Here is an 18,372-nt window from a genome sequence, read left to right as displayed (position 1 = left end):
TGAGCGAGATGTAGACCGGCAGGATTTGCGGCTGACTCGGAAACCAGATAATGGCGTCCCGGAAGTCCGGTGGATTTGCCGGATGCTCATAGCGTTACAGCGATACGCGACATCACTGAGTACCGCCTCTTGGGTTTTACAACAACGAACGGCTGCACTCGAAACTGGGATATCTGCCACCGACCGTTTACGAGCGGGCGATGGCGTCAAAATCCCCTATCGAGGTATCCGAAATTAGTTGATCACTACACTCCTGAAAGATCGATCAGAAGCGAGGCTTAAAGCCTGGTAGTTCGTTGGCCAAGCACCAAGCCTGAATTGCCTGCACGACTCCTTCTGCTGAGTTGTCCGAACCATTTTCAGGATAATAGATCAGGTCAGAACCACCGGCACCCGCTGCAAGGCTGTTCAGGTGTTCTATTAACCCAGCCTGAAAATCCTCGGTCCCTTCACAGTCTTTTATAGACTGAATCAATGCTTTGAACTGGTCTTCGGTGTAATCAGAAAGTGCGCCCTTAAGCTCCATCACTGAGCCTCCCTATGAATATCTATATGATTTTTTGGGGTGTTAGCCCGCAGGTTATCCACATGATAAACAGCACCGCCGTCAGCGATACGCTCAACATGGTGCAACTCAAAGGAAATCCGCTTTCCTATCTGATCACGCACGCGAGTCGTTGGTGCCAGTCCCTTTACAAGCCGTTTAATGTTGTCTTGATTGAATTGCCTGCTCAGTTCTGAGTCATTTCCAACCTCAACCCAAAACGCCTTCCTGAACGCATCAAAGCTTGAGAACTCGCGCCCTCTGAGCTGGTCGGCAATTCGCGTTGGGATTGGGGAACCCAGCCCAATGCCTGCCCCAGCGAGCCAAATCCCCGTCACGTCTTGACCCACGCCTGTGACCACGCCCGGCGCACCACGCACATTGAGCGAGATGTAGACCGGCAGGATTTGCGGCTGACTCGGAAACCAGATAATGGCGTCCCGGAAGTCCGGTGGATTTGCCGGATGCTCATAGCGTTACAGCGATACGCGACATCACTGAGTACACCCTCTTGGGTTTTACAACAACGAACGGCTGCACTCGAAACTGGGATATCTGCCACCGACCGTTTACGAGCGGGCGATGGCGTCAAAATCCCCTATCGAGGTATCCGAAATTAGTTGATCACTACACTCCTGAAAGATCGATCAGAAGCGAGGCTTAAAGCCCGGTAGGCCATTGGCTTCGCGCCACTCTTTGATGGTCTTGGTGATGCCTTCAGCAGATGTGTCGGCTCCCGGCTCAGGGTGGTAAATCAAATCCGCACCGCATGGGTGTCCGATGATTTTCCTGAAATGAAACAAAAGGATGTCTGCACGGACATCTGTCGGTGCAACATCCTCCTTAAAAAGCTCTTCCAAGAATTTAACGAACTCATATTCGGTGTAGTCCGAGAGGCTGTTTTTGATGAATGGATCGCTCATGTTGTTACCTTAACCCTGATGTACTTCGACATGATTTTTAGGGGTGTTGACCCGAAGATTATCAACGTTGTAGACCTCACCGCCTTCAGAAATCAACTCAACGTGATGTATCTCGTGGGACTGTCTCATACCCACCATATCAACCTCTGTGGCGCGTGGAGCACTTCCTGCACGCATACGATCAAGGTCTTTCGGTGAGAACTGCGAACTCAACTCAGGATCTCTCGAAACAGCCACCCAGAACGCCCGTCTAAACGAGTTGAAACTTGAAAACTCGCGCCCTCTGAACTGGTCGGCAATTCGCGTTGGGATTGGGGAACCCAGCCCAATGCCTGCCCCAGCGAGCCAAATCCCCGTCACGTCTTGACCCACGCCTGTGACCACGCCCGGCGCACCACGCACATTGAGCGAGATGTAGACCGGCAGGATTTGCGGCTGACTCGGAAACCAGATAATGGCGTCCCGGAAGTCCGGTGGATTTGCCGGATGCTCATAGCGTTGCAGCGATACGCGACATCACTGAGTACAGCCTCTTGGGTTTTACAACAACGAACGGCTGCACTCGAAACTGGGATATCTGCCACCGACCATTTACGAGCGAGCGATGGCGTCAAAATCCCCTATCGAGGTATCCGAAATTAGTTGATCACTACACTCCTGAAAGATCGATCAGAAGCGAGGCTTAAAGCCTGGCAAGCCGTTGGCTTCGCGCCATTTTTTCACAGTTTCGGTGATACCTTCCGGGGTGCATTGATCTTCCGATTCAGGGTAGTAGATCAAATCAGTCCCATCGGGGTGCTCCGCAAGTTTACAAAATTGGTCCAAAAGCTCGCCCAGGACGTCGTCGGGAGTACCGTTATTGTTAGCCGTAAATATTTCCTGCATGAGGCGAATAAACTGAGCTTCGGTGTAGTCCGAGAAACTGTTGTTCATGGCGTACCTACTAACCTCGATGAATATCGATGTGATTTTTAGGAGTGTTAATCCGCAGATTATCTACGTCGTAAACTTCTCCACCTTCCGACACCAAGTCAATATGATGCAATTCAAAAACTTTTCTTTTCCCTATAGCATCGTTGTAGCGAGCATTGGGTGCATAGCCATCGTGCATGCGACCTATGTTTTGCTGATTGAATTGCCTGCTCAGTTCTGAGTCATTTCCAACCTCAACCCAAAACGCCTTCCTGAACGCATCAAAGCTTGAGAACTCGCGCCCTCTGAGCTGGTCGGCAATTCGCGTTGGGATTGGGGAACCCAGCCCAATGCCTGCCCCAGCGAGCCAAATCCCCGTCACGTCTTGACCCACGCCTGTGACCACGCCCGGCGCACCACGCACATTGAGCGAGATGTAGACCGGCAGGATTTGCGGCTGACTCGGAAACCAGATAATGGCGTCCCGGAAGTCCGGTGGATTTGCCGGATGCTCATAGCGTTACAGCGATACGCGACATCACTGAGTACACCCTCTTGGGTTTTACAACAACGAACGGCTGCACTCGAAACTGGGATATCTGCCACCGACCATTTACGAGCGAGCGATGGCGTCAAAATCCCCTATCGAGGTATCCGAAATTAGTTGATCACTACACTCCTGAACGATCGATCAGAAGCGAGGCTTAAAGCCCGGTAGGCCATTGGCTTCGCGCCACTCTTTGATGGTCTTGGTGATGCCTTCAGCAGATGTGTCGGCTCCCGGCTCCGGGCGATAAATCAAGTTCATTTTACTGGGGTGACCGACAATTTTATTGAAATGCAAAACAAGCACATCGGCTCGCTCGCCGGTCGGAGCAACATCCTCTCTAAATATTTCTTCAAGAAATTTCACGAACTCGTTTTCTGTGTAATCTGCAAGGCTGTTTTTGATAAATGGATCGCTCATGGCTGCACCTTAATCCTGGTGTACTTCAATATGATTTTTGGGAGTGTTGACCCGTAGATTATCCACGTCGTAAACCTCTCCACCTTCAGAAATTAACTCAACGTGATGTATCTCATGTGAAATTCTAGAGCCTGCAATATCTGCAATGTCGACGCGCGGCGCTCTGCCAGCACGCATACGATCAAGGTCTCTCGGTGAGAACTGCGAACTCAACTCAGGATCTCTCGAAACAGACACCCAGAACGCCCGTCTGAACGAGCCAAAACTCGAAAACGCGCGCCCTCTGAGCTGGTCGGCAATTCGCGTTGGGATTGGGGAACCCAGCCCAATGCCTGCCCCAGCGAGCCAAATCCCCGTCACGTCTTGACCCACGCCTGTGACCACGCCCGGCGCACCACGCACATTGAGCGAGATGTAGACCGGCAGGATTTGCGGCTGACTCGGAAACCAGATAATGGCGTCCCGGAAGTCCGGTGGGTTAGCCGGATGCTCATAGCGTTGCTCGGCCTGGTCGGCTTCGGGAAAGACAAACGCCGCAGGTAATTGCGGGGCACCTTCCAGCGCTGGAATGCCCAGCACGCTGCCGGTATCGACGGCAGGTGTCCAGATCAACTCTACGCCGTCACCCAGATCCGCGACCAATTGATCACCGCGTGCGGTGGCAGCAATCACCGGGACACTTCGCCACGCGGAGTTATTGCCGGTGTATACCCCGAACGCGCTGACTGATTCACCGGGTAGGTGTTTGACGTTGATCCGTACACCAATGTTGGCGGCGGCCAGATTGGCGAATTCTTCGGTGTTGTAAAACGCGGCGTCAGACGCAAAGGTATTGGGCCAGAGCATCGCGACGGTACCCGCAATACCTCCCGCGACAACACCTGCGCTGACGGCAGCACCGGACAAACCCATCGACAACGAGCCACCGACTCGGCCAGCCAAGGTCAGTGCCGTGGTTGAGCCACCGATCAGTTGAAGAGGTGTGCCCGCCGAGGTGATGGCCTCGCGGGTGCTGAGCACGGCATAGGTGCCGTAATTGCCCAAGCCCTCAAACGGGACTGTGCCGTTCGGATGGCAGACGTGCCCCTTCGCCACGCTAGTGGATTTGGCAAATGTGCAGTCCTGAACGGGAGGAGGTTTTAGTAACTCGGCTTTTTCACGTTCGTCACATCGACGAAGAAATTCCTCTTGTCGGGCGCGCTCGGCTTTTTGAAGCGCTTCGTATCGATGGATCTCTTCCTTTTGTTCCCGCTCACGCACTGAGGCAATTTTTGCTTTAGAGGGGCCAGATGGCTCCATGCTGTGCGGTATCGGAGTAATGACGTAGGTCCATGTTTTACACCGTACCAGCCCTCGGCGCTTGAGTGTTTCATCACTTTCCTCAGACAATTTCTGGGGCATTATCAGCACTCTTCACAGGTCAAATCCATTTATGAGGGCCGAAGAGTAACCGCCGTAAGCCAGTGGTCAAATACCGGCTTATCGCCATTTTTATTGAGGGAGGGGCAGGTAGAGGGCTACAGCATCATACTCCGCCACCACTGCCTATTCTTTAGAAGGCAGCCGGCCTTACGGGTCCAACCAAGGTGACGGAAGTTTCTGGGGTTGCGGCTTACACTCCCGTTTATCAGCTTGAGTAAACATGTGAGTCTGGCTTCACCCAATCAAACACCTCTAAAGGAATCAACGCCATGACGACTCAAACGTCGAAAGTTGCCATCGTGACCGGCGCCTCGCGCGGCATTGGCGCAGTGATCGCCAAGCAACTGGCCAGTGAAGGTTTCGCCGTCACCATCAACTACGCCAACAGCGCCATCGAGGCCTCTAAGCTGGCAGTCGAATTGCGCCAGGCCGGGCATCAAGCCATAGCGGTCAAGGCTGACGTGGCCAGTGCCGAGGACGTGCGCCGACTGTTTGATGAGACCGAAGCGCAACTGGGCAAGGTCGATGTGCTGGTCAACAACGCCGGCATTCTCAACGTGATGCCGCTGGCGCAACACACTGATGAGCTGTTCGAACAGACCTTCAACATCCACGCCCGAGGCACCTTCAATACCTTGCGTGAAGCGGCGACACGCATGAACGACGGCGGGCGAATCGTCAATTTCTCCAGCAGTACGGTCGGCATGAACCTGCCGGGCTACGCGGTATACATCGCCAGCAAAGCGGCGGTGGAGTCGCTGACGCAGGTCTTCGCCAAAGAAATGCGTGGGCGCAACATTACGGTGAATGCCGTGGCGCCAGGGCCAGTGGCGACCGAGCTGTTTTTGCATGGCAAGAGTGAAGAGCAGATCCAGAACTTCGCCAAAATGCCGCCGCTGGAGCGTTTGGGTCAGCCTGAAGACATCGCTCGCGTCGTGTCGTTTCTGGTGGGGCCGGATTCGGCGTGGGTCAACGGGCAGATTTTGCGCGCCAATGGTGGGTTGGTTTAACTATGCTCAGCCTGATACGGCAGTGACACCTTCACGAGAAGGCGGCCTCGAAGCAGCACACCTCTGAAGGACGGGACACCACTATGCACACCACCATCATCATCTTCTTCGGCCTGGTCCTGCTGGCACTGATGCTGTTCATCGGCGAACGCATCGGCTTCAGTCGCCAGACCCTGACCTACAGCTTCGTCGCCTTGTGGCTGGCACTGACGGTGATCAACGGCGCCATCGGCATCGTCACTGCCGGCCAGTCTCTCAGCGCGGAACTGGTGGTCGGCAGCGTGGTGTTTGGGGTGCCGGTGGCGGCACTGGTTCTGTTCAGGGTGTTGAACAACGCCTAGGCGCCACCGGTCTCCAATCAGCGCACCAAGTGCAGGAACTGCATGTGCCGTTCGTATTGGTCGAGGATGTCGTTGATGATCTGGTCTTTGGTGTATCCCACCAGATCGTAGTCCTGACTGCCCTCAGCCAAATGCACTTCGGCCCGGTAATAACGACGGTTGTTGAGTTGCTTGGAACCCATCCCGCCACGGGCAAAGGACGGCGTAAAGTAACCGCGCATCTGCACTTGGTAGATGAACGGGTGCTGCTCGCCATGACCGATCTCCAGGCTGACGTTGTCATTCGCCGGGTCAGGCTGAGTCACAACACTCAAGCCTTTCTCGACAAACACCGCGCTCACTTCTTCAATCGCCGGGCGCACTGTCGTGTCGAGGAAGCGATAGACCTCATCGCGCGAAGGGAAATGCACCGCCTGACTCAAGCGCTGACGCCAACCGCCACGTTTAGAGCCGGAGACCGGCGCCAGGGAATGCATCTGTGCAATCTGCTTCTGCGACTCCAGATAGAACGCCTTGTGCAGCCCCCACATCATCAGCAGCAAGATCATCGAGAACGGCAGCGAAGTCAGTACCACGGCGGACTTCAGCGCATCGATACTGCCGGAGAACAGCAGCGCACTGGTCACCAGCGCCGTCATTGCGCCCCAGAACACCCGCAGCCATTTCGGCCCGTCTTCATCCGGGTTGCCACCCTTGGCCGACAATGTCGACAGCACGACGGTGCCTGAGTCAGCTGAGGTCACAAAGAACACGAAGCTGATAAACACCGTCACCGCGATGACGGTTTTACTCCACGGGTAGGTTTCCAGCAGCAGGTACAGGGTCATCGACGGGTTGTCGATGGCCGACATGCCGAGCGCACTCATGCCGTGGTTGAGCACTTGGTCGATGGCACTGTTGCCGAAAATCGACATCCACGCCAGGGTGAAACCGAGCGGAATCAGCAACACGCCGAAGACGAATTCGCGGATGGTCCGGCCACGGGAAATCCGCGCGATGAACAGGCCCACGAATGGCGACCACGCAATCCACCAAGCCCAATAGAACACCGTCCAACCGCCGAGCCAGTCGCTCGGTTTGTCATAGGCGTATAGGTCGAAACTCTTCATCGGCAGTGCGCCGAGGTAGTCACCGATGTTCTGGATCAGGGTGTTGAGCAAGTGCTGCGTCGGGCCGGCGAACAGCACAAACAGCAGCAGCGCGCAGGCCAGCAGCATGTTGATGTCAGACATCACCCGCACGCCTTTATCGACGCCGGAGACTGCAACAATGATCGCCGCGCCCATCATCAGGGTGATCAGGCCCACCTGAATCCACTGGGTGTGAGCGACTCCGAATAGATAGTCCAGACCCGAATTGAGGTGCAACACTCCGAAGCCCATGTCGGCGCCGAGGCCGAACACAGTGGCGATGATGCCGAAGCCGTCCACCGCATAGCCAATAGGGCCGTTGATGCGTTTGCCGATCAGCGGGTAAAGCGCCGACCGCAGGGCCAGCGGCAGGTTATGCCGGTAGGCAAAGTAGGCAAGGGCCATGCCGACGAAAGCAAAAACGCCCCAGCCATGCAGCCCCCAATGCAGAAACAAAATCTGCATCGCCTGGCGCGCAGCGTCTGGCGTGCCGGCCGTGCCTTGGGGTGGTTGCGCTAAATGCGTCAGCGGTTCGGAGACGCAGAAAAAGAACAGCGTGATGCTGATCCCCGCCGCGAACAACATGCCGGCCCAGGACAGGTAACTGAATTCGGGTTCGTCGTGGTCGGCACCGAGCTTGATCTTGCCGTAGCCGGACAAGGCAGTAACCACCACGAAGACCAGGTACAGCGTCATCGCGAGCATGTAGTACCAGCCGACCGTATTGGCCGCCCAGTTTTGCGCTTCGAGTAACCAGGCACCGGCCTGTTCGGGCATGGCAATGACGACAATGCCAAACAGCAGAATAAAACCCGCCGAAAAGTAGAACACCGGCGGGTTCATGCGGACCTGGCCGCTAATAGGGGTGGACGGCGCACTCATGAAAGGCGCACCTCAAAGGGATGAAACAGGGCAATCAATAACGGACTCGGCAAGGGCAAGCCTCCTGTTGTGAGCGGGCAGCAAACCGGCGGTTTAACTTGAATGAACGTTCAAGTTAAACATGAATAGGACGCTAAGGACTAATCGCAGGGCTGGGCGGTGCCTTTCCTACGTTAGTTCAAGGAAGGGTATGACGCGGGGATCGGCTAATTCGTTCAGTGATAAATGAGCTAACGGCCATTATCCCGCTTCGGCATGAAACCCTTCGTGAGCAGCCTTGCGGCGAGGCCGTCGCCGTCGCCGTCAGCCGAGACCTCGGGATTTACTTCTGCGCCCCCTCCTCATGCTGCAAATTGGCCTGCGTCAGGTTGCATCCTGCGGGGACGCTGCGGGTTAACCACACATTGCCGCCGATGGTCGAACCCTTGCCAAGGGTGATCCGCCCCAGGATCGTCGCACCGGCATAGATCACCACATCATCCTCGACAATCGGATGACGCGGATGGCCCTTCTGCAACTGCCCGTCTTCATCCGCCGGAAAACGTTTGGCGCCCAGGGTCACGGCCTGATAAATCCGCACACGCTCACCGATAATCGCCGTCTCGCCAATCACCACGCCCGTTCCGTGATCGATAAAGAAGCTACGTCCGATCTGCGCGCCCGGATGGATATCGATACCGGTGGCCGAGTGCGCGATTTCTGCGCTGATCCTTGCCAACAACGGCAACCCGGCGCGGTACAAATGATGAGCCAGGCGATGGTGAATCACCGCCAGAATCCCCGGATAGCACAGCAGCACTTCATCAACACTGCGAGCCGCGGGGTCGCCGTGGTAGGCCGCCAGCACGTCGGTGTCCAACAGACTGCGCAGCCCCGGTAACGCGAGGGCGAAGTCCTGAATGATCTGAATGGCCCGGACCTCGACTTCAGTATCGACCTCGGCACTATGACGGGCGGCGTAACGCAATTCGAGTCGCGCCTGACCCAGTAAGGCATTCAACGCCACGTCGAGGGTGTGCCCCACGTAAAAATCTTCACTCTCCTCGCGCAAGTCCACCGGGCCCAGGCGCATCGGGAACAACGCACCGCACAGCGCCTCCAGAATGTCGGCCATGGCCGCTCGCGACGGCAGTTCACGACCGCCCTGCTCGCCGCTGGCGCGACCGTTTTGTGCGCGCCACTGGTCACGCGCCATACGCAGTTGGCTAACGATTGTCTGCAATTGCCAATGACTGGAACGCTCGCTCACGGTAAAGACTCCTCACGGGCGGCCGGACTGTCTGGCCGCGTCAACGGCGGTTACTTTACGGCATGCCCCTCAAGCCGAATTAAGAACCAATTGTGCGGTGGCCAACCCGTTTGGCTATATGCAATTGGCGGTTGCCGCGCCAAATAGGCATGCCTATAGTCCTGACATCTTCCTGTGCCAGTACGGACCCATGATCAAACAACAGCTTGCCCGCTTTAATCGCCTCGACCTGCTCAGCCATCCCACTGCCCTGGAAAAACTCGAACGCCTGTCGACCTGGCTGGGCCGCGACGTTTACGTTAAGCGCGATGACCTGACACCGCTGGCAATGGGCGGTAACAAGCTGCGCAAACTCGAATACCTGGTTGCCGATGCACAGGCACAGGGCGCCGACACCTTGATCACCGCTGGCGCGCTCCAGTCCAACCACGTCCGTCAGACGGCGGCGCTGGCGGCAAAATGCGGGCTGGGCTGTGTGGCGTTGCTGGAAAACCCGCTAGGGACCGACGACACCAACTACCTCAGCAACGGCAATCGGCTGCTGCTGGACCTGTTCGACACCAAGGTTGAGCAGGTAGAAAACCTCGACAACGCCGACGATCAACTACAAGCCCTCGCTGGACGTCTGCGCAATAACGGGAAAAAACCGTATGTGGTGCCCATCGGTGGTTCCAATGCCTTGGGGGCTTTGGGTTACGTGCGCGCCGGCCTGGAGCTGGCCGAACAAATCAAGGACACCGGGCTGACCTTCGCCGCCGTCGTCCTCGCCTCAGGCAGCGCCGGGACCCACAGCGGCTTGGCACTGGCGCTGAGCGAAGTGCTGCCGGATTTACCGGTGATTGGCGTCACAGTGTCACGCAGCGATGAAGATCAGCGTCCCAAAGTTCAGGGCCTGGCCGAACGTACCGCCGAGCTGTTGGGTGTGAGCCTGCCAGCGAGTTTCAAGGTTGAACTGTGGGACGAGTATTTCGGCCCGCGTTATGGCGAGCCGAATGCCGGAACACTGGCGGCGGTGAAACTGCTGGCGAGCCAGGAAGGTGTGCTGCTCGACCCGGTGTACACCGGCAAGGCCATGGCCGGGTTGCTGGACGGCATTGGGCGCGGGCGCTTCGATGAAGGTCCGATTATCTTCCTGCACACCGGTGGGGCGCCGGCGTTGTTTGCCTACAAAGACTTCCTGTAACCGATCGTTCTCCTGCAAGAGTACGGAAACGATGCTGAATTCTTATTCCACAAAAGAATAACAAATTAAATATTTAGTATTTTCCTATCTAACAGGAACGTCATATAGTCGCGCCGCAGGCGAATTTGCAGCGAGACGCACAGGCTGCTTTAAGGCAGGATACCGCTGTCGTTTCACTCCCGAATTTGCCAACTTTCCTTAAGCGTCTTCCATAAGAAAACACAGGGGCTTGTCATGAATTTTTCCGCACTACGTCGAAATCTGCTGGTGGGTTCATTGGGCCTGGCACTCAGCGCCGGCCTGCTGGGGCAGGCAGTTGCCGGTGAGCAACTGCAAAAAATCAAGCAGGCGGGCGTGATCAACGTCGGCTTGGAAGGCACTTATCCACCGTTCAGTTTCGTCGACGCCGACGGCAAACTGGCCGGCTTCGAAGTCGAGTTCTCCGAAGCCCTGGCCAAAGAGTTGGGTGTAAAGGTCAAACTGCAACCGACCAAATGGGACGGTATCCTTGCAGCGCTGGAATCCAAACGACTGGACGCGGTGATCAACCAAGTGACCATCTCGGACGAGCGCAAGAAGAAGTATGACTTCTCCGAGCCGTACACCATCTCTGGGATTCAGGCCCTGACCCTGAAAAAGAATGAAGGCACCATCAAGACCGCTGCTGACCTGGCGGGCAAAAAAGTCGGTGTGGGCCTGGGCACCAACTACGAACAGTGGCTCAAAGACAACGTCCCGCAAGCCATCATCAAGACCTACGACGATGATCCGACCAAGTATCAGGACCTGCGCGTAGGCCGTATCGACGCCATTTTGGTTGACCGGCTGGCCGCCCTCGAACTGCTCAGCAAAGCCAAGGACACCGCCATCTCCGGCGAAGCCTTCTCCCGCCAGGAAGCCGGTGTTGCCCTGCGCAAAGGCGAGCCTGAACTGCTGGCCGCCGTGAACCAAGCCATCGAGAAATTGCGCGCTAATGGCACGCTGAAAAAAATCTCGGAAAAATACTTCAACGCTGACGTCACTCAATAATGCAAGAAGGTTTCCAACTCGCGCTGGACTCCGCGCCCTTCCTGCTCAAGGGCGCGTATTACACGGTTATCTTGAGCCTGGGTGGGATGTTCTTCGGCCTGCTGCTGGGCTTCGGCCTGGCACTCATGCGCCTGTCGCGCTTCAAGCTGGTGAGCTGGATCGCGCGTATCTACGTCTCGTTCTTTCGCGGTACGCCGTTGTTGGTGCAACTGTTCGTGATCTATTACGGCTTGCCGCAAATGGGTCTTGAGCTGGATCCGCTGCCCGCGGCCCTGATCGGTTTTTCGCTGAACATGGCGGCTTACGCGTGTGAAATCCTCCGCGCCGCGATCAGCTCCATCGAGCGCGGCCAGTGGGAAGCTGCCGCCAGTATTGGCATGACCCGTGCGCAAACCTTGCGGCGGGCCATCCTGCCGCAAGCGGCGCGCACCGCTCTGCCGCCGCTGGGTAACAGTTTCATTTCGCTGGTCAAGGACACCGCGCTTGCGGCTACCATTCAAGTGCCGGAACTGTTTCGCCAAGCGCAATTGATCACCGCTCGCACCTTCGAAATCTTCACCATGTATCTGGCCGCCGCGCTGATCTACTGGATACTTGCAACGGTGCTGTCGCACCTGCAAAACCGGTTGGAAGCGCGGGTCAATCGGCACGACCAGGAGTCCTGACCCAATGATTGTCGTGGAAAAACTGACAAAGCAGTTCAAGGGTCAAGTGGTGCTCAACGGCATCGATCTGCAAGTCAAGGAAGGCGAGGTGGTGGCGATCATTGGTCCCAGCGGCTCGGGCAAAACCACCTTCCTGCGCTGCCTTAATTTTCTGGAAGAACCCACCAGCGGCCGGATCAAGGTCGGTGACATAGAGATCGATAGTAGCCGCCCCCTGAACCAGCAACAGAGTCTGGTACGACGTTTGCGCCAGCACGTGGGTTTCGTGTTCCAGAACTTCAACCTGTTTCCCCATCGCACCGCCCTCGAAAATGTTATCGAAGGCCCGCTGGTGGTGAAAAAAATCCCACGCAACGAAGCCGTTGCCCTGGGCATGAAGCTGCTGTCCAAGGTTGGCCTCGCGGGCAAGGAAGATGCTTACCCGCGACGCCTCTCCGGCGGCCAGCAACAGCGTGTCGCGATTGCCAGGGCACTGGCGATGGAACCGGAAGTCATCCTGTTCGACGAGCCGACCTCGGCACTGGACCCTGAGCTGGTGGGCGAAGTGCTGGCGACCATTCGCGGCCTGGCCGAAGAAAAGCGCACGATGGTCATCGTCACCCACGAAATGGGGTTTGCCCGAGACGTGGCGAATCGCGTGGTGTTTTTCGACAAGGGGGTGATCGTCGAACAAGGCGAAGCCAAGGCGCTGTTTGCCAACCCAAAAGAAGAGCGGACGCGGCAGTTTCTCAGCAAGTTCCTGAATAACGCGCAGAACTGAATAACCTGTAACACGCCTTAACTTCCATGGACGGAAGTAACAGCGACCTCGTCTTATAGTCCCATTTCCTTTATTTAAACTGCCTGCACTATAGGTTCGTACTTTCCAGTGCGTGCGGTACATATATATGCCTTGCAACAGATTTAACTCGCCTAAAATCCCCCACATCGTTCACTAAACGACACCCACAGATGCAAAGGGCCGCAGCGTAATACTCACTAAAATCACGGAAAAATTCGACAGGGAGAGGTGGTTTATTAACCACGGAACGTAGGATTATTCTGAATAACGCAAGAACTGACGTTCAACTAACACTCTCTCTTGACACTTGTTAAGGCGCGCTCTTATCTAGTCTCCAACAGGCGCCATTCATCGCACTTCATCATTATTTCAATGTGTAAATAGTGAACAGTTTGTTGCTTGGTAATTCACGCCTTTTGATTTTTCAGAAATGGACTTCGCTGGAAGGCTTCAAGGAGAAACCCCATGACAAGTACCTCGAACACACCCGAAATGGCGGCACCCACTCTGGCGCAATCGCACAGGAGCGGCATCAATATCACTTGCGCCGCGCACCTGCGGATCGACGTGGAGCCCTACTCCGGCATGGATGAAGGCGACCTTATCGAACTGTACTGGGACAACTGCTACGTAGCGTCGAAAACCCTGATAACGGGTGATGTCGGCCACGCTGTCCAGCTGCGGGTGCCGGAAAGCTTCATCAACAATGGCACTTCACATACTCACTACCGGGTCATGCAGGTCGGGCAAGCACCGGCACTGTCGAAGACGACTCACGTCCAGATCAAACTCGACTGCCCCGGCGGACAAACCTTCGCGTTGTGCGGTGACGAAAACCAGAGCCTGGCCCCCGTAGGCATCCCCGACACGATTCGCCGCCAAGGGGTCAACCCGAACCAGATAAAACGCGGCGTGCCACTGACCATCGAACCCTACCTGAACATGGCCGTGGACGATGAAATCACCCTGCGCTGGGGTGATGTGCGCATGGACCTGCCAAAGCTCAAGGCTGGCGATGTGGGGCAGACAATCCAGGTCTGGGTGCCGCCGGCGATCATTCTTGAAGCCGGCGAAGATCTCAGGCTCGAGGTGACCTACTGCATCCTTGACCGAGTGGGTAACAACTCGCGCTGGGCGCCGCCGCGAACGCTGAAAATCGGCTGCGCCAATCCCTATCTGAAAGTGCCGTTAAAAGAACACCTCATGGCCGCTGAACCGCGTACCAACTAAGAACCCTCACCGAGGCCCCCTGTAGCAAGAGGAAACTCCGTGGCAGGGCTTCTGCGGTGAGGGAAATACCCACTGCCCTTCTATGTATATTCCTAAAAGTTAGTTTATTAATTATTTATACGCGCTTAGGGTATATACACCGGACCACCGGACATTCTTGTTTTCGTTCGCCGCAACGTTCGCGGCGTCTCCATGAGATGTGAGGTAGGTATGGTCCGGAACACAATCACCCCAGTGCAAATCGCCAGGGCATTGCGTGCAGCCAAGGAGCGGCACTGATGTCCAGTCTGGCAGAAGCCATTGTCCAGAGTGATCTGGACGTCGCGCCCCCCTTGTTGCCCGCGCAGGTCTTGCGCAACGACGCACAAGCCATCAAGGCCGCTCATGAGCTGGCGCAAGTCGCCCGCCTGCACGCCGCCAAACGTGACCAGCAGCGCAAGCTGCCATGGGCGGAAATAGAACACTTTACCCGTAGCGGCCTGGGCAGCATTGCCATCCCCCGCGAGTACGGTGGCCCCCAGGTTTCATTCGTCACCATTGCCGATGTTTTCGCGATCATTTCCGCGGCGGACCCGGCCCTCGGGCAGATTCCGCAGAATCAGTTCGGCCTGCTCAATCTGGTGCTGGGCTGCGCAACCGAACCGCAGAAAAAGCAGTTGTTCAACAGCGTCCTCGAAGGCTGGCGCATCGGCAATGCGGGGCCGGAGCGCGGCACCAAAAATACCCTCGAACTCAAAGCGCGGATTACCGCCGACGGCGACGGTTTTGTCATCAACGGCCAGAAGTTTTATTCCACCGGTGCGCTATTCGCCCACTGGGTCGCCGTCAAGGCGTTGAACGACGATGGCAAACAAGTGCTGGCCTTCGTCCGCCGTGGTACGCCCGGTTTGCGCATCGTTGATGACTGGTCGGGCTTTGGCCAACGCACCACGGCCAGCGGCACCATTTTGCTCAACAACGTGCGGGTCGACGCCGAGCAGGTGGTGGATAACTGGAAGATTAACGACAGCCCGAATATTCAAGGCGCGGTGTCGCAGTTGATTCAAGCAGCCATCGACGCCGGCATTGCCCGGGGTGCCATTGATGACGCTATCGAATTCGTCAAAACCCGCGCTCGGCCGTGGATCGACGCCAAGGTCGAACGCGCCAGCGATGACCTGTACGTGATCGCCGACATCGGCAAACTGAAAATCGAATTGCACGCCGCCGAAGCGCTGCTGCGCAAGGCCGGGCAAGTGCTTGATCAAGTCAGCGCGGCGCCTGTCACCGCAGAGTCCGCCGCCCGCGCCTCGATTGCCGTGGCCGAAGCCAAAGTGCTGACCACCGAGATCTCGTTGCTGGCCAGCGAAAAACTCTTCGAGCTGGCCGGCAGCCGCGCCACCCTCGCCGAATTCAATCTTGATCGTCACTGGCGCAACGCCCGCGTACACACCCTGCACGACCCGGTGCGCTGGAAGTACCACGCCGTGGGCACCTATCACCTCAACGGCACGCTGCCCGCTCGCCATTCCTGGATCTGACCGACCAGACCTCTGGAGAAACACATGACTTTTTCTCACCACGTCGCGGTCATAACCAGCGATGAGCACGCCCTGATTGTCGCCACAGACCTGGCCGACGACTTCAAACGCGACAGCGCGTTGCGCGACCGCGAGCGCCGCCTGCCACACCCGGAACTGGAAGTCTTTTCCCGTTCGGGCCTGTGGGGCATCAGCGTACCCAAAGCCTACGGCGGCGCCGGGGTGTCGAATGTCACCCTGGCCAAGGTCATTGCCTTGATCGCACAAGCCGACGGTTCCCTCGGACAAATTCCGCAGAACCATTTCTATGCACTCGAAGTGCTGCGGGTGAATGGCAGCGAAGCGCAGAAAAAGCGCCTGTACGCGCACGTATTGGCCGGGCAGCGCTTCGGTAATGCTCTAGCGGAACTGGGCACCAAAACCGCCCACGACCGCGTGACGAGCCTCAAGCGAGACGGTGACGGCTACCGCATTAACGGCCGCAAGTTCTACGCCACCGGCGCGATCTACGCCCAGCGCATCCCGACGTCAGTGGTGGATGAAAACGGTATACAACAACTGGCATTTGTCCCGCGCGACAGCAAAGGACTGACAGTGATCGACGACTGGAGCGGCTTCGGCCAGCGCACCACCGGCAGCGGTTCGGTGGTGTTCGAAGACGTCTATGTCGCCGCCGACGACGTGATCCCGTTTCAAAGCGCCTTCGAACGCCCAACCACCGTCGGTCCGCTGGCGCAGATTCTCCATGCCGCCATCGACAGCGGCATCGCGCGCGCCGCTTATGAAGACGCGCTGCACTTCGTGCGCACCAAAACCCGACCGTGGATCGATTCCGGCAACGACAACGCCACTGAAGACCCGTTGACCCTCAAAAGCTTCGGCCACTTGGCTATTCGCCTGCACGCCGCCGAAGCCCTGCTGGAACGCTCCGGCGAATTCCTCGACAAGGCCCAGGCGAACACCAACGCCGACACCGTCGCCGCGGCCTCGATTGCCGTCGCCGAAGCCCGCGCCATCAGCACCGACATCTCCCTCGCCGCCGGCAGCACGCTGTTCGAGCTGGCCGGCAGCCAGGCCACCCTGATCGAACACGGTCTGGATCGCCACTGGCGCAACGCTCGGGTGCATACCTTGCACGACCCGGTACGTTGGAAGTACCACGCCGTGGGCAATTACTACCTCAACGATGAAAACCCGCCACTGCGGGGGACCATCTGATGGCCGATGCCAAGAAAAAAATCCTGCTCAACGCGTTCAACATGAACTGCATCGGGCACATCAACCATGGTCTGTGGACCCATCCACGGGACAACTCCACCGAATACAAAACCCTCGAATACTGGACCGAACTGGCGCAATTGCTGGAGCGTGGACTGTTCGACGGTTTGTTCATCGCCGACATCGTGGGCGTGTATGACGTCTATCAAAACTCGGTGGATGTGCCGCTCAAAGAGTCGATCCAGCTGCCGGTCAACGACCCGTTGCTATTGGTTTCGGCCATGGCCGCCGTCACTAAAAACCTCGGCTTCGGCTTGACCGCCAACCTGACTTACGAACCGCCGTACCTGTTCGCCCGACGCATGTCGACCCTTGATCACCTAAGTCGCGGCCGGGTCGGCTGGAACATCGTCACCGGCTACCTCGACAGCGCGGCCAAGGCCATGGGCCTGAGCGAACAGGTGGAACATGACCGGCGTTACGACCAGGCCGACGAGTACCTGCAAGTGCTCTACAAACTCTGGGAAGGCAGTTGGGAAAACGACGCGGTGATCAACGATCCAACGCAACGGATCTACGCCCTGCCAGACAAAGTTCACAAGGTCAAACACCAGGGCGAGTTCTATCAGGTCGAGGGTTATCACCTCTGCGAACCGTCACCACAGCGCACGCCGGTGCTGTTTCAGGCGGGCAGCTCGGATCGCGGCCTGGTGTTTGCCGGGCGGCACGCCGAGTGCGTGTTCATCAGCGGCCAGAACAAGCCTTCGACCAAAGTTCAGGTGGACAAGGTGCGCGCCAGTGCCGTTGAGGCCGGGCGCAGCCCCGAGGGCATCAAACTGTTTATGGGCCTGAACGTGATCGTCGGCGCGACCGAGGAACTGGCCTGGGCCAAGCACGCCGAATACCTGAGCTACGCCAGTGCCGAAGCCGGCGTGGCACATTTCTCAGCCTCGACAGCGATTGATTTTTCCCAGTACGAGCTCGATGAGCCGATCCAGTACGTGAAGAGCAACGCTATCCAGTCCGCCACCAAAAACCTGCAAAACAACGACTGGACCCGGCGCAAATTGCTCGAACAGCACGCCTTGGGTGGCCGCTACATCACGGTGGTCGGTTCGCCGGAGCAGGTGGCTGACGAGCTGGAATCGTGGATTGCCGAAACCGGTCTGGACGGCTTCAACCTGACGCGGATCGTCACCCCGGAAAGCTACGTGGATTTCATCGACCTGGTGATTCCGGAGTTGCAGCGCCGCGGTTCGTACAAGACCGCCTACGACGCGGGCAGCCTGCGCGAAAAATTGTTTCACGGCGGTGCGCATTTGCCTGAGCAACATACCGGCGCCCATTACCGACACTGATCGGCCTT

Annotated in this window: 20 protein-coding genes; 10 read left to right on the top strand and 10 right to left on the bottom strand. The window is 57.2% G+C overall.

Going from position 1 to position 18,372, the window contains the following annotated elements; genetic code table 11:
* Positions 1–265 precede the first annotated feature (265 nt).
* The 8 genes from RHM68_RS00625 to RHM68_RS00595 all read right to left on the bottom strand — a co-directional run bounded on the left by RHM68_RS00625 (position 266) and on the right by RHM68_RS00595 (position 4,747).
* Positions 266–526: a bacteriocin immunity protein gene (locus RHM68_RS00625; protein ID WP_322220035.1), complete on the bottom strand. Its 261-nt coding sequence runs from the start codon at positions 524–526 to the stop codon at positions 266–268.
* Positions 526–882 carry an HNH endonuclease signature motif containing protein gene (locus RHM68_RS26570; RefSeq protein ID WP_323567361.1) on the bottom strand — a complete coding sequence of 119 codons (357 nt, stop codon included), beginning with the start codon at positions 880–882 and terminating at the stop codon, positions 526–528. The genes RHM68_RS00625 and RHM68_RS26570 overlap by 1 nt, the downstream gene beginning before the upstream one ends.
* 309 nt (positions 883–1,191) lie before the next feature.
* Positions 1,192–1,467, bottom strand: a complete 276-nt coding sequence (locus RHM68_RS00615; RefSeq protein ID WP_322220033.1) for a bacteriocin immunity protein — start codon at positions 1,465–1,467, stop codon at positions 1,192–1,194.
* A gap of 9 nt (positions 1,468–1,476) precedes the next feature.
* Positions 1,477–1,851 (bottom strand): hypothetical protein, encoded by a 375-nt coding sequence (locus tag RHM68_RS26565; protein ID WP_323567359.1) that lies wholly within the window; start codon positions 1,849–1,851, stop codon positions 1,477–1,479.
* Between the two features lie 285 nt (positions 1,852–2,136).
* Positions 2,137–2,400 carry a bacteriocin immunity protein gene (locus RHM68_RS00610; RefSeq protein ID WP_322220032.1) on the bottom strand — a complete coding sequence of 88 codons (264 nt, stop codon included), beginning with the start codon at positions 2,398–2,400 and terminating at the stop codon, positions 2,137–2,139.
* Between the two features lie 10 nt (positions 2,401–2,410).
* Complete coding sequence (locus tag RHM68_RS00605) at positions 2,411–2,785, bottom strand: HNH endonuclease signature motif containing protein (RefSeq protein ID WP_323567358.1); 375 nt, start codon at positions 2,783–2,785, stop codon at positions 2,411–2,413.
* A 285-nt stretch (positions 2,786–3,070) separates the two neighbouring features.
* Entirely contained in the window at positions 3,071–3,346 is a 276-nt protein-coding gene (locus RHM68_RS00600) for a bacteriocin immunity protein (protein ID WP_322220030.1), read from the bottom strand.
* 9 nt (positions 3,347–3,355) lie between these two features.
* Positions 3,356–4,747: an S-type pyocin domain-containing protein gene (locus RHM68_RS00595; protein WP_322220029.1), complete on the bottom strand. Its 1,392-nt coding sequence runs from the start codon at positions 4,745–4,747 to the stop codon at positions 3,356–3,358.
* 290 nt (positions 4,748–5,037) lie between these two features.
* On the opposite strand from RHM68_RS00595, the gene RHM68_RS00590 reads away from it, so the two are divergent.
* Both RHM68_RS00590 and RHM68_RS00585 read left to right on the top strand, forming a co-directional pair.
* Positions 5,038–5,778 carry an SDR family oxidoreductase gene (locus RHM68_RS00590; RefSeq protein WP_322220028.1) on the top strand — a complete coding sequence of 247 codons (741 nt, stop codon included), beginning with the start codon at positions 5,038–5,040 and terminating at the stop codon, positions 5,776–5,778.
* 83 nt (positions 5,779–5,861) lie between these two features.
* Positions 5,862–6,119, top strand: a complete 258-nt coding sequence (locus tag RHM68_RS00585; protein ID WP_322220027.1) for a hypothetical protein — start codon at positions 5,862–5,864, stop codon at positions 6,117–6,119.
* Positions 6,120–6,136: 17 nt separating this feature from the next.
* Here RHM68_RS00585 and betT read toward each other — a convergent pair whose 3' ends face one another.
* Together betT and epsC are read right to left on the bottom strand one after the other, a co-directional pair.
* Positions 6,137–8,092: a choline transporter BetT gene (gene betT / locus RHM68_RS00580; protein WP_322223637.1), complete on the bottom strand. Its 1,956-nt coding sequence runs from the start codon at positions 8,090–8,092 to the stop codon at positions 6,137–6,139.
* A gap of 361 nt (positions 8,093–8,453) precedes the next feature.
* Positions 8,454–9,380: a serine O-acetyltransferase EpsC gene (gene epsC / locus RHM68_RS00575; RefSeq protein WP_322220026.1), complete on the bottom strand. Its 927-nt coding sequence runs from the start codon at positions 9,378–9,380 to the stop codon at positions 8,454–8,456.
* 190 nt (positions 9,381–9,570) lie between these two features.
* Here epsC and RHM68_RS00570 point away from each other — a divergent pair, with 190 nt between their 5' ends.
* From RHM68_RS00570 to RHM68_RS00535, 8 genes are all read left to right on the top strand, one after another.
* The gene (locus tag RHM68_RS00570; protein ID WP_322220025.1) at positions 9,571–10,563 is read left to right on the top strand and encodes a D-cysteine desulfhydrase; all 993 of its coding nucleotides are present in this window, start codon (positions 9,571–9,573) and stop codon (positions 10,561–10,563) included.
* A 234-nt stretch (positions 10,564–10,797) separates the two neighbouring features.
* Positions 10,798–11,592, top strand: a complete 795-nt coding sequence (gene tcyJ / locus RHM68_RS00565; protein WP_322220024.1) for a cystine ABC transporter substrate-binding protein — start codon at positions 10,798–10,800, stop codon at positions 11,590–11,592.
* A complete protein-coding gene (tcyL, locus tag RHM68_RS00560) occupies positions 11,592–12,257 on the top strand; it encodes a cystine ABC transporter permease (protein WP_322220023.1) in 666 nt (221 codons plus the stop codon). The genes tcyJ and tcyL overlap by 1 nt, the downstream gene beginning before the upstream one ends.
* 4 nt (positions 12,258–12,261) lie before the next feature.
* Complete coding sequence (gene tcyN, locus RHM68_RS00555) at positions 12,262–13,017, top strand: L-cystine ABC transporter ATP-binding protein TcyN (RefSeq protein ID WP_322220022.1); 756 nt, start codon at positions 12,262–12,264, stop codon at positions 13,015–13,017.
* Between the two features lie 486 nt (positions 13,018–13,503).
* A complete protein-coding gene (locus RHM68_RS00550; RefSeq protein ID WP_322220021.1) occupies positions 13,504–14,268 on the top strand; it encodes a hypothetical protein in 765 nt (254 codons plus the stop codon).
* Between the two features lie 278 nt (positions 14,269–14,546).
* Positions 14,547–15,788, top strand: a complete 1,242-nt coding sequence (locus RHM68_RS00545; protein WP_322220020.1) for an SfnB family sulfur acquisition oxidoreductase — start codon at positions 14,547–14,549, stop codon at positions 15,786–15,788.
* A gap of 24 nt (positions 15,789–15,812) precedes the next feature.
* Positions 15,813–17,006: an SfnB family sulfur acquisition oxidoreductase gene (locus RHM68_RS00540; RefSeq protein WP_322220019.1), complete on the top strand. Its 1,194-nt coding sequence runs from the start codon at positions 15,813–15,815 to the stop codon at positions 17,004–17,006.
* Positions 17,006–18,364, top strand: coding sequence for an LLM class flavin-dependent oxidoreductase (locus RHM68_RS00535; RefSeq protein WP_322220018.1), 1,359 nt, complete (start codon positions 17,006–17,008; stop codon positions 18,362–18,364). Before RHM68_RS00540 ends, RHM68_RS00535 begins: the two co-directional genes overlap by 1 nt.
* The last annotated feature ends 8 nt before the right edge of the window (positions 18,365–18,372 follow it).

Source organism: Pseudomonas sp. DC1.2, assembly GCF_034351645.1.
Taxonomy (GTDB): domain Bacteria; phylum Pseudomonadota; class Gammaproteobacteria; order Pseudomonadales; family Pseudomonadaceae; genus Aquipseudomonas.
The sequence above is the reverse complement of the archived record's forward strand: the minus strand, read 5'-3'. Positions and strand labels throughout refer to the sequence as shown.

Bases quoted from the DNA above. Each gene is read 5' to 3' on its own strand.
- RHM68_RS00625 (WP_322220035.1), bottom strand. From the start codon at position 526: ATGGAGCTTAAGGGCGCACTTTCTGATTACACCGAAGACCAGTTCAAA.
- RHM68_RS00615 (WP_322220033.1), bottom strand. From the start codon at position 1,467: ATGAGCGATCCATTCATCAAAAACAGCCTCTCGGACTACACCGAATAT.
- RHM68_RS00610 (WP_322220032.1), bottom strand. From the start codon at position 2,400: ATGAACAACAGTTTCTCGGACTACACCGAAGCTCAGTTTATTCGCCTC.
- RHM68_RS00600 (WP_322220030.1), bottom strand. From the start codon at position 3,346: ATGAGCGATCCATTTATCAAAAACAGCCTTGCAGATTACACAGAAAAC.
- RHM68_RS00595 (WP_322220029.1), bottom strand. From the start codon at position 4,747: ATGCCCCAGAAATTGTCTGAGGAAAGTGATGAAACACTCAAGCGCCGA.
- RHM68_RS00590 (WP_322220028.1), top strand. From the start codon at position 5,038: ATGACGACTCAAACGTCGAAAGTTGCCATCGTGACCGGCGCCTCGCGC.
- RHM68_RS00585 (WP_322220027.1), top strand. From the start codon at position 5,862: ATGCACACCACCATCATCATCTTCTTCGGCCTGGTCCTGCTGGCACTG.
- betT (WP_322223637.1), bottom strand. From the start codon at position 8,092: ATGAACCCGCCGGTGTTCTACTTTTCGGCGGGTTTTATTCTGCTGTTT.
- RHM68_RS00570 (WP_322220025.1), top strand. From the start codon at position 9,571: ATGATCAAACAACAGCTTGCCCGCTTTAATCGCCTCGACCTGCTCAGC.
- tcyJ (WP_322220024.1), top strand. From the start codon at position 10,798: ATGAATTTTTCCGCACTACGTCGAAATCTGCTGGTGGGTTCATTGGGC.
- tcyL (WP_322220023.1), top strand. From the start codon at position 11,592: ATGCAAGAAGGTTTCCAACTCGCGCTGGACTCCGCGCCCTTCCTGCTC.
- tcyN (WP_322220022.1), top strand. From the start codon at position 12,262: ATGATTGTCGTGGAAAAACTGACAAAGCAGTTCAAGGGTCAAGTGGTG.
- RHM68_RS00550 (WP_322220021.1), top strand. From the start codon at position 13,504: ATGACAAGTACCTCGAACACACCCGAAATGGCGGCACCCACTCTGGCG.
- RHM68_RS00545 (WP_322220020.1), top strand. From the start codon at position 14,547: ATGTCCAGTCTGGCAGAAGCCATTGTCCAGAGTGATCTGGACGTCGCG.
- RHM68_RS00540 (WP_322220019.1), top strand. From the start codon at position 15,813: ATGACTTTTTCTCACCACGTCGCGGTCATAACCAGCGATGAGCACGCC.
- RHM68_RS00535 (WP_322220018.1), top strand. From the start codon at position 17,006: ATGGCCGATGCCAAGAAAAAAATCCTGCTCAACGCGTTCAACATGAAC.